We start from the raw sequence: 4,732 nt of genomic DNA on the forward strand, positions 1-4,732 counted from the left end.
GCCATCAAGTTTAGAATGGTACAACGAAACACCAACAAAATCTCACACACATCTTGAAACTCCATGCATCACTATAAATCTTTTACCCCTACCCAACAAACAGAAACTAATTTCTTAACTCTCTTAGGCGGAAGCTAAATAGCATCTAACTGTTACTTAGAAATGTGCCCCTGGGCCCGCCTAAATGCCAGTTTGAGGTCAACTTTCTCTTCAAGACGCCGCATCCCCAACAATATATCAACTATCTGCACTCCATGACCACGCAATACTTATGGTTTTACTAGTAGTATCTTTTGTAAGTTTCGTGCTAGCAAAATTAATAATAAATAAATTTACCTGCCGCACCCTCCTCCACGCACATGAAATTGAAGCCGTATGAACGTCAGTGCCAGCAATTATTTTATTCTTACTAGCCGCACCCTCCTTACACCTACTTTACGTAATAGATGAAATTCCAAACGCTCAACTCACTTTTAAAGCAATTGGGCACCAATGATACTGAAGCTATGAATATCAAGCCTTTCAAGGATTTTCTTTTGATTCATATATAACCCCGACATCTGATCTCTCAGAAGGCATATACCGACTACTTGACGTCGATAATCGAGCTGTGTTTCCTATACGTATACAAATTCAACTCTTAACCACATCATACGACGTTATTCACTCATGGGCCGTCCCTAGTCTTGGTGTTAAAATTGATGCCATCCCTGGACGACAAAACCAATTTGGGTTTACCTCGTATCTTCCTGGAGTATTCTATGGACAATGCTCCGAAATCTGCGGAAGAGACCACTCATTTATACCCATTGTGCTTGAAGCAGTAAATTCAAAAACATTCCTTGACTGACTTATTCCAAAAGCCACACTAAAATAAATACCTCTTATAAATAACACGAAATGAAATCAACTCTAAATATTATTTAAATGCCACAACTAGCACCCCTAAACTGACTTATTAGATTTTTCTTAATTATCATCTTTTCCTTAAGCCTAGCCTCTATTTTTTGATGACGACAAAGCCTCGTATTCCCCTTACCCAAAAAAAGCACAACACTTAGAACTATAAACAAAACCTGACATTGATAAATAGCTTTACCTTAATTTTTATTTTCTTAGTATAATTTGTACATTTGTCTTCCAAACAAAAAGTTTAGTTCATAAAGAAAATAAAGTAAGATGGCCGAACAAACGCGGTAGACTGTAAATCTATGAATGGATAAATAAATCCTCTTACTATTTATATTTATGTCAAATCTTATCAATTTACAAAACCGCCGCCAATCCACAACACCCCCACGCAGCCCATTTCACTTAGTCGATATAAGACCATGACCCCTATGCGGAGCCATAAGAGCCTTTAATATAACTATGGGAATAGTTATTTGATTTCATAAACACGATACGTCATTATTTTTTCTAAGCTTACTTTGCATGGCCGCTACTATAACCCAGTGATGACGAGATGTAATCCGCGAAGCTACATTTATAGGCTTTCACACCACATATGTAGTTCAAGCACACCGACTAGGAATACTACTTTTTATTACATCTGAAGTAATATTCTTCTTTGCATTTTTCTGAGGCTTTTTTCACTCCGCCCTAGCCCCAACACCTCAGATTGCCTGCACTTGACCTCCCCCAGGAATCACCCCAATCGACCCCTTTTCAGTGCCGCTACTTAACACCGCTGTTCTTCTAGCTTCAGGATTTACAGTAACCTGGGCCCACCATGGACTTTTAGCAGGAAGACGTAAAAACACCACCCAAGCGTTACTTCTTACATGCACCCTTGGGGGCTATTTTACGTTCTTACAACTCCACGAATATCACGAAGCCCCTTTTACAATTGCAGACGGAATTTACGGCTCAATCTTTTTTGTAGCCACAGGGTTTCACGGACTTCATGTTCTAATCGGCACAACCTTTCTTATTGTATGTTTTTACCGCACATTATCTCATCACTTCTCACCAGATCGCCACATAGGGTTCGAAGCCGCTGCCTGATACTGACACTTTGTTGATGTAGTATGAATTTTTCTATTTTTATGCATCTACTGGTGGGGCTCATAATACAATCTTTTTCTTAAAGTCATATGTCAAAACCACTACGAAAAACAGAACCTCTTTTACGTATTTTAAATAATTCATTAATTTCTTTACCCGCCCCTGTTAACCTTTCTATTTGATGAAATTTCGGCTCCCTGCTAGGATTTTGCATCATACTACAAATTATTACAGGTATTTTTCTAACAATACACTTTACACCCCACACAGACTATGCATTTACATCCGTTGCACACATTTCACGAGACGTCAACTACGGCTGAGCCTTACGCGGATTTCACGCAAATGGAGCGTCCCTATTCTTTTTTTGTCTTTACTGCCACATCGGCCGAGGAATATACTACGGCTCCTATCTCTTATTTCATGTGTGAATATCAGGCCTTGTAATATTTTTCTTAACTATAATAATTGCATTCATAGGATATGTCCTACCTTGAGGGCAAATAAGATACTGAGCGGCAACCGTAATCACAAACTTTTTATCTGCTGTCCCGTTTCTTGGTAAAGATTTAGTAATATGGGTCTGAGGGGGCTTCGCAGTTAATAATGCCACACTTACACGATTTTTTGCTTTTCACTTTTTATTTCCTTTTATCCTTTTATTTATTATACTTCTTCACTTACTATACCTACACCAAACCGGCTCGTCTGACCCCCTAGGAGTAGAATGATCCCACACATTTATCCCATTTCACCCATATTATACAATCAAAGACTTAGTGGGTATTATTGCTGCTTGCCTTATCTTATCCTTTGTAGTATTTCTTTTTCCTTACGCCTTTTTAGAGCCAGAAAACTTTATTAAAGCAAACCCACTATCCACTCCAATTCACATTAAACCGGAGTGATATTTTTTATGAGCATATACAATTTTACGCTCCGTTCCAAACAAATTAGGTGGCGTTTTAGCAATACTAGGCGCCGTATTAATTTTAGCACTTCTTCCAGCGCTCCATCTTCACTCCCGGCAAACAACAGCCTTCTATCCCCTGTCACAAATTTTTTTCTGGACATTCATTACAAACTTTTTACTATTAACATGAATCGGAGGCAAACCAGTCCAAGCCCCCTTCGAAACTCTAGGACAATACTTTACAGTATTTTATTTTTCATATTTTTTTATTTCTCCTCTACTTTATTTAGCATGAGATTTTACTATTAATACCCCGCGCAATGAATAAGATTTTAAGTTAAATAAACTTTTGGCCTTCAAAGCCAATAATGGGAATTACCCAAATCTTGATGTTATTCAACGTTTTCTCCAGCATAGAACCATCTGGGTTTTTCAATATAAATTTCTTTGCTTTCTGCTCACTTTTATCCGCAGCATCCCTATTTATTTTTTTTTCCCCGACTTTCTGAGTTACTCCTTCCTTTTTTACACAAGCTATTTCATCAACACTTTCATTTATCCTCACACAAATATCCCCATGAAAAAAATCATTTAGTGGCTGAGACATATTTATCCCCCCGACTTTCTGTCTATTAATTTTCTTTAACCTTACAGGACTAATTCCATATACGTTCTCAATTACTACTTTCCCGACCATAACATTTCCACTAGGCTTCATGTTATGACTTGCACCATTATTTATCTTTTTTAAAACAAACATAAAGTCATTCTTTGCATCTTTTTTACCAGCATCAACCCCTCTTTGGCTTGCTCCATTTATAACACTAATTGAACTTACGAGAATTCTACTACGTCCCCTTACCCTCGCGTTCCGAATCACCGCGAACATAACAGCAGGGCATCTAATTTTACTCCTTAGAAGCGGCCTCTCCTTCTTTCTATACACCACCTCACCTTTACTTATAACATTTATATTATTAGTACAAAGCGGTTATGTATTGTTTGAAGTAGCTGTCTGCTTTCTCCAAGCAACAATTTTTTGCATACTTCTAATTCAATATACTAAAGCCCATTAGTTTAGGTAGTTTAAAAAAAAACAATAAACTGTGACTTTATTAATGTATTCTATACCCTAAACAATGAACAAAACCCTCAAACACATTCCAACAACCCTTTTCTTATCCGCAGCAACTCTTATAACTTTTTTTTCCGGTTTTATGTCTATGAATACCCCAACCTTACTAAACTGACTTTATATTCCAACATATGAAAATAATATAAGCATTCCCATCTTTATTGATATATACTCATTTATAATAATTTTAACCGTAACATTTATTGCCGCAAACATTTATATCTTTTCATCTATTTACATAAGACATGACCCATTCGTGTTTCGATTTTCATTAATTTTACTAATATTTATTTTCTCAATATATGCATTTGCCTTAATCCCCCACACAATCTTCTTTCTATTGGGGTGAGACGGCCTTGGAATTGTATCCTTCTTATTAATTATCTACTATCAATCACCCACCGCTTTAGCCGGAGGAATATTTACAGCCCTTTCAAACCGTGTGGGCGACTCATTTATCCTCTTACTAATTGCCTTATCATTAAATCTTAACTTTTGATCATTTAATTCAATTAATGTTTTACAAGAAACAAACATTATATATATCCTTATCATCTTAGCAGCAATTACCAAAAGAGCACAAATTCCATTTTCGAGATGACTTCCCGCGGCAATAGCAGCCCCAACACCCGTCTCAGCCCTCGTTCACTCTTCAACCCTAGTAACAGCAGGTGTAT

4 protein-coding genes and 1 pseudogene are annotated in these 4,732 nt (G+C 37.1%); 1 reads left to right on the top strand and 4 read right to left on the bottom strand.

The features are described from left to right. Nucleotides 1–1,470: 1,470 nt before the first annotated feature. Nucleotides 1,471–2,007, top strand: a pseudogene (locus tag SVN78_08590) (cytochrome c oxidase subunit 3). Nucleotides 2,008–2,092: 85 nt separating this feature from the next. On the opposite strand, the gene SVN78_08595 reads toward SVN78_08590, so the two are convergent. The 4 genes from SVN78_08595 to SVN78_08610 form a co-directional block, all read right to left on the bottom strand. Continuing rightward, nucleotides 2,093–2,275, bottom strand: coding sequence for a hypothetical protein (locus SVN78_08595; GenBank protein ID MDY6821663.1), 183 nt, complete (start codon nucleotides 2,273–2,275; stop codon nucleotides 2,093–2,095). Between the two features lie 153 nt (nucleotides 2,276–2,428). After that, on the bottom strand, nucleotides 2,429–2,620 hold the full coding sequence (locus SVN78_08600; GenBank protein ID MDY6821664.1) for a hypothetical protein: 192 nt from the start codon (nucleotides 2,618–2,620) through the stop codon (nucleotides 2,429–2,431). A 637-nt stretch (nucleotides 2,621–3,257) separates the two neighbouring features. Continuing rightward, nucleotides 3,258–3,866, bottom strand: coding sequence for a hypothetical protein (locus SVN78_08605; protein MDY6821665.1), 609 nt, complete (start codon nucleotides 3,864–3,866; stop codon nucleotides 3,258–3,260). A 579-nt stretch (nucleotides 3,867–4,445) separates the two neighbouring features. After that, on the bottom strand, nucleotides 4,446–4,610 hold the full coding sequence (locus tag SVN78_08610; protein MDY6821666.1) for a hypothetical protein: 165 nt from the start codon (nucleotides 4,608–4,610) through the stop codon (nucleotides 4,446–4,448). Between the last annotated feature and the right edge of the window lie 122 nt (nucleotides 4,611–4,732).

Source organism: Deferribacterota bacterium, assembly GCA_034189185.1.
Lineage (GTDB): Bacteria > Chrysiogenota > Deferribacteres > Deferribacterales > UBA228 > UBA228.